The organism is Trueperaceae bacterium (genome assembly GCA_031581195.1).
GTDB lineage: Bacteria > Deinococcota > Deinococci > Deinococcales > Trueperaceae > SLSQ01.
The window spans coordinates 5,620-10,328 of sequence record JAVLCF010000058.1; the positions used below are offsets into that span (position 1 = coordinate 5,620).

Below are 4,709 nucleotides of genomic sequence, written 5' to 3' on the forward strand. Positions count from 1 at the left end.
CCCACCCTCCTGGTGCTCGGCGACCAGCTGAGCCGCACGCACGGTCCCCTGGCCCGCCTCGCGCCGGACGAGGCGCGGATCCTGATGGTCGAATCGCGGGCCCTCCTGCGCGGCCTCCCCCACCACGCGCAGAAGGTCACGGCGGTCCTGTCGGCCATGCGGCACCTCGCGCACGACCTGCAGCGCGACGGCTTCGAGGTGACCTACCGCCGCCTCGACCACCCCGACGCCGACGACTTCGCCGCCGCCCTCGCGGCGCACCTGCGCGAGGTCGGCGGGGAGGCCTGGTGGACGACGCCGCGCGACGACGGGGTCGACGCGGAGCTGCGCGCCGGCGCGGCCGCCGCCGGCGCGCCCGTCCGGACGTTCCCCGACGAGGGGTGGATCGTCCCGAACGACGTCTGGGACGCCTGGGCGGAGGGCCGCACGACGCTGAAGATGGAGACGTTCTATCGGCACGTCCGCCGCTGGAGCGGCGTCCTGATGGACGACGCCGGCGAACCGGTCGGGGGTCGCTGGAACTACGACGCCGCCAACCGCGCCGGGCCGCCCCGCGACGCCACGCCGCCCGCCGCCCCGACGCACCCGCCCGACGCCATCACCCGCGACGTGCAGGACGACGTGCGTGCCCACCTGCCCGACGCCTGGGGCGCCCTCGACCCGTTCGGGTGGCCGGTCACGCGCGACGCCGCCCTCGCGACGCTCGACGCCTTCCTCGACGCGCGCTTCGCGCGCTTCGGGCACTACCAGGACGCGATGGTGGTGGGCGAACGCACCCTCTGGCACTCCACCCTGTCGGTCCCCCTGAACCTCGGCCTGCTGCACCCGCGCGAGGTCGTCGACGCCGCCCTCGCGCACGCCGCGCGCGTCGGGACCGGCCCACCCGACGGCGAAGAGGGCGCGGACGCCACCCCCGACGGTGCGATCCCCCTCAACGCCCTCGAGGGGTTCGTGCGGCAGATCCTCGGCTGGCGCGAGTTCCTGCACCACGTCTACCGCACGCGCAGCGACGCGCTGCGCGGCGCGAACGTCCTCGAGGCGCACGCGCCCGTCCCGCCCGCCTTCTGGGGCGCCCCCACCGACCTGCACTGCCTCGCCACCACGATCCGAGGGCTCGAAGCGACCGGCTACGCGCACCACATCGAACGGTTGATGGTCACCGGCAACGTCGCGCAACTCGTCGGCGTCGACCCCGCCGCGCTCCTAGATTGGTTCACCGCCACGCACGTCGACGCCCTCGATTGGGTGATGGTCCCCAACGTCCTCGGGATGAGCCAGTACGCCGACGGGGGCGGCCTCACCACGAAACCGTACGCGGCGGGCGCCAACTACCTGCACAAGCAGAGCGACGCCTGCGCCGCCTGCCGTTTCGACCCGAAGAAGCGCGAGGGGGACGACGCCTGCCCCCTCACCGCCTGGTACTGGGCGTTCGTCGACCGGCACGAGGACCGCTTCGCCTCGAACCACCGCATGCGCATGATCGTGGCGGCGTGGCGCAAGCGCGACCCCGACGCCCGACGCGCCCTCCTCGATCGCGCCGACGCCACCCGAACGGCGTTTCTCGACGGCGAGCTGTAGGCCCCCCGGGGCGCGCTCGACGTCAGGACACGTCGTCGTCCATGGGCGTAGGCTCCGACGCAGCCGCGCCCGCCGCATCGACCGTCAACCCTGCTACGGCCGGCCAGACGTCGTCCGACCGCGTGGGGTCGCCCGCCCCGATCGGCTGCACGATCGCTTCGCCGTCGCTGCCGGTCGACTTGAACGCCGCGTTGCGGCCCGCCCGCTTCGCGGCGTACATCGCCTGATCGGCGCGCCGCACGACGTCCGCCGCGGTCTCGTCCGGCGCGCGCGTCGCGACCCCGAAGCTGGCGGTCAACCGCCGGCCCACGGGGAACGCGTGCCGCTCGACGAGACCGCGCATGCGCTCCCCCAAGCGCGAGGCGTCCTCCAGCGCCAGCTCGGGCGCGATCAACAGGAACTCCTCACCCCCCCACCGCACCAGCCGGTCGCTCTCGCGATGGTTCGCCGCGAACACCTCGGGAACGCACCGCAACACCGCATCCCCGACCGCGTGCCCGTACGTGTCGTTCACCTGCTTGAAGAGGTCGACGTCGAACAGGACGACCGACAACGGCCGGCCGTAGCGTTGCGCCCGCTCCACCTCGTCCTCCAGCATCCGCTCCCCGAATCGCCGGTTCGCGAGGCCCGTCAGCGGATCGGTCGTCGCCTCGAGCTGCGCACTCCGCGCGACCCGCTGCGACGTCTGCAGCACCCGCGCGATCCCCGCGAACAACGTCAAGACCACCCCGTCGACCAGCAGTACCTCCACCAGCAGGGTCACGTCGCCCACCGGATGCGCGTGCCCCGGCAGCAGGTGGACGGCGGTCACCGCCCCCGCCAACGCCCACAACCCCGCGGAGATCCACGCGCCGTTGCGCGGACCGAACCCCAGGAACGTGAAGGCGAACACGGCGGGTAGCCAGAACGCCTGACGGGTCAACTCCGTCAACTGTCCCTGAGGGCCCGTTCGGACGCCGACCACCACGATCGCCACACCCATCACGACCACGGCGAACGTCACCAACGCCCGCTCCAACCGAAGAAGCGCGACGCGTCGTGCCGCGATCGCGTACGCGAACGCCGCCAACGCGCCCGCCGCCCCAATCCCGATCCAGGCGCCCGTCGTCGTTCCGCGACCCGTCAACAACCCGAACGCGCCGGCGATCAACGCCACGATGGCGCCCAACGGCAACACCAGCAGGTAGGCCTGTCGACGCGCGCTCTCGACGGGATCTGCCTTCGCCATGTTGAGGTAGCGTACGCCGCTCGCCGCTCCCCACCGGTGCCGAGCGCACCGCCGCCGCACACGCACCGCACGAACGCCGGAATCGGCCACCGAACCCGACCGCACCGCGCGTGCGCCGGGCGGCCTCCCGGTGGCCCGAGAGCGCTATACTGGCGGGCGCTTGGGTCGTTAGCTCAATTGGTAGAGCAGCTGACTCTTAATCAGCGGGTTGTAGGTTCGAGTCCTACACGACCCACCACCCCATGCCCCGTCACGCCCATCCCGGTCCAGGACGGGGCTTTTCTCGTTCGGTCGGGATCCTGCGTCCCCTGGACATCGTCAGCGAATCGTGATCGCGGTGGGCGTGGAGGCATCTTCGTCCGCTCCGCCGTTGCCGAGGCGCCCATTGGTATCGCTACCCCATGCCCACGCCCGTCCGCTCGCGTCCACGGCGAGCGAATGGTACCTCCCGGCCGAGAGGGACGTGATCGCGTCGCTCCATGGGGCTTCGACTCCCACGGGTGTCGACTGCGAAGCCGACCCCGTCCCGTCCCCGAGTCGTCCATTCCCATCATCTCCCCACGCCCACACGGCGCCGTCCGCGTCCACCGAAAGCGAGTGCGTTCGGCCGGCAACGAGCTTCGTGAAGCTCGTGTTCGCCGGCATGGAGACGGCGGTCGGCTGGTTTTGCTTTTCCTGGTTCCCGATTCCGAGCTGGCCGTCGGCGTTCCATCCCCACGCCCACGCGGCACCCGTCGCGTCCACGGCCAGCGAGTGCCCGTACCCCGCCGCAAGGTCCGTGAAACTCGTTTCCGCAGGCATGATGACCGCCGTCGGCACGCTTTGGTTGCCTTTCACGCCCCCGATCCCGAGCTGGCCGTTCCCGTTCCACCCCCACGCCCACGCACGGCCCTCGTGGTCGAGGGCGAGCGAGTGGTTTTGTCCTGCCGCCAGATCGGTGAACGAGACGCCGGCTGGCATGTCGACCTCGACGGGAACCGCCCGATCTTCGTTCGATCCTCCATCGCCGAGTTGCCCCTGCCCATCGTCGCCCCACGCCCACGCCTTGCCGTCCGCGTCGAGCGCGAGCGTGTGGTACGAACCGGCCACGACGCGCGTGACCGTGACGCCGTCGGGGAGGTCGACCTGGACGGGTTCGTCCTGATCTTCGTTCGTTCCCCCATCGCCGAGCCGCCCGCTCGCATCGTTTCCCCACGCCCAGGCACGGCCGTCCGCGTCGAGCGCGACGGCGTGGCGATCCCCGGCCGCCAAGGCGACGAACGTCACGCCCTCCGGCATGCGGACGCGCTGCGGCGTCGAGCGGTCGGCGGTCTCCACGCCGCCGTTCCCCACCTGTCCGTTTCCGTCACTGCCCCACGCCCACGCGTCGCCTGCGGCGTCCAAGGCCAGGGAGAAACTCGCGCCCCCCGCCACCGCGTCGAAGGCGATGACGTCGACGACCGTGGCGGCGTCACCCGTTGCGTCGTGCGGATCCGACGCCTCGAGCGACACGTCATACGAACCCGCACCCACGTACGCATGCGTCCGCGACGTCACCACCCCACACGCCCCCACCTCGTACGACGACCCATCCCCCACGTCCAACACGCACGACACCCCATCCCCATCCGGATCCACCACCCGCCACGCGAACGTCACCACCGACCCCACCCCCACCTCCGACGGACTCACCGACAACGACTCCACCACCGGCGCACCGTTCGGATCCACCCCATCCGTCGCCGACGTCACCACCACCGACCCCGTCGCCTCCCCCTCCGCCCCCTCCGGATCCGACGCCACGAGCGACACGTCGTACGAACCCGCACCCGCGTACGCATGCGTCCGCGACGTCACCACCCCACACGACCCCACCTCGTACGACGACCCATCCCCCACGTCCAACACGCACGACACCCCATCC

At 71.8% G+C, this 4,709-nt stretch carries 3 protein-coding genes and 1 tRNA gene; 2 read left to right on the forward strand and 2 right to left on the reverse strand.

What is annotated here, in order from left to right:
- Positions 1 to 1,578 (forward strand): cryptochrome/photolyase family protein (locus RI554_06845; protein ID MDR9391732.1); only part of this gene is annotated, 1,578 nt, incomplete at its 5' end.
- Between the two features lie 22 nt (positions 1,579 to 1,600).
- Here the strand turns inward: RI554_06845 and RI554_06850 are convergent.
- Positions 1,601 to 2,806 carry a GGDEF domain-containing protein gene (locus RI554_06850; GenBank protein MDR9391733.1) on the reverse strand — a complete coding sequence of 402 codons (1,206 nt, stop codon included), beginning with the start codon at positions 2,804 to 2,806 and terminating at the stop codon, positions 1,601 to 1,603.
- Between the two features lie 162 nt (positions 2,807 to 2,968).
- Here RI554_06850 and RI554_06855 point away from each other — a divergent pair.
- Positions 2,969 to 3,044 (forward strand) — tRNA-Lys (locus RI554_06855).
- Between the two features lie 80 nt (positions 3,045 to 3,124).
- On the opposite strand, the gene RI554_06860 is transcribed toward RI554_06855, so the two are convergent.
- Positions 3,125 to 4,709, reverse strand: a 1,585-nt coding sequence (locus RI554_06860) for a PKD domain-containing protein (protein MDR9391734.1), incomplete at its 5' end; no start/stop codon positions are given.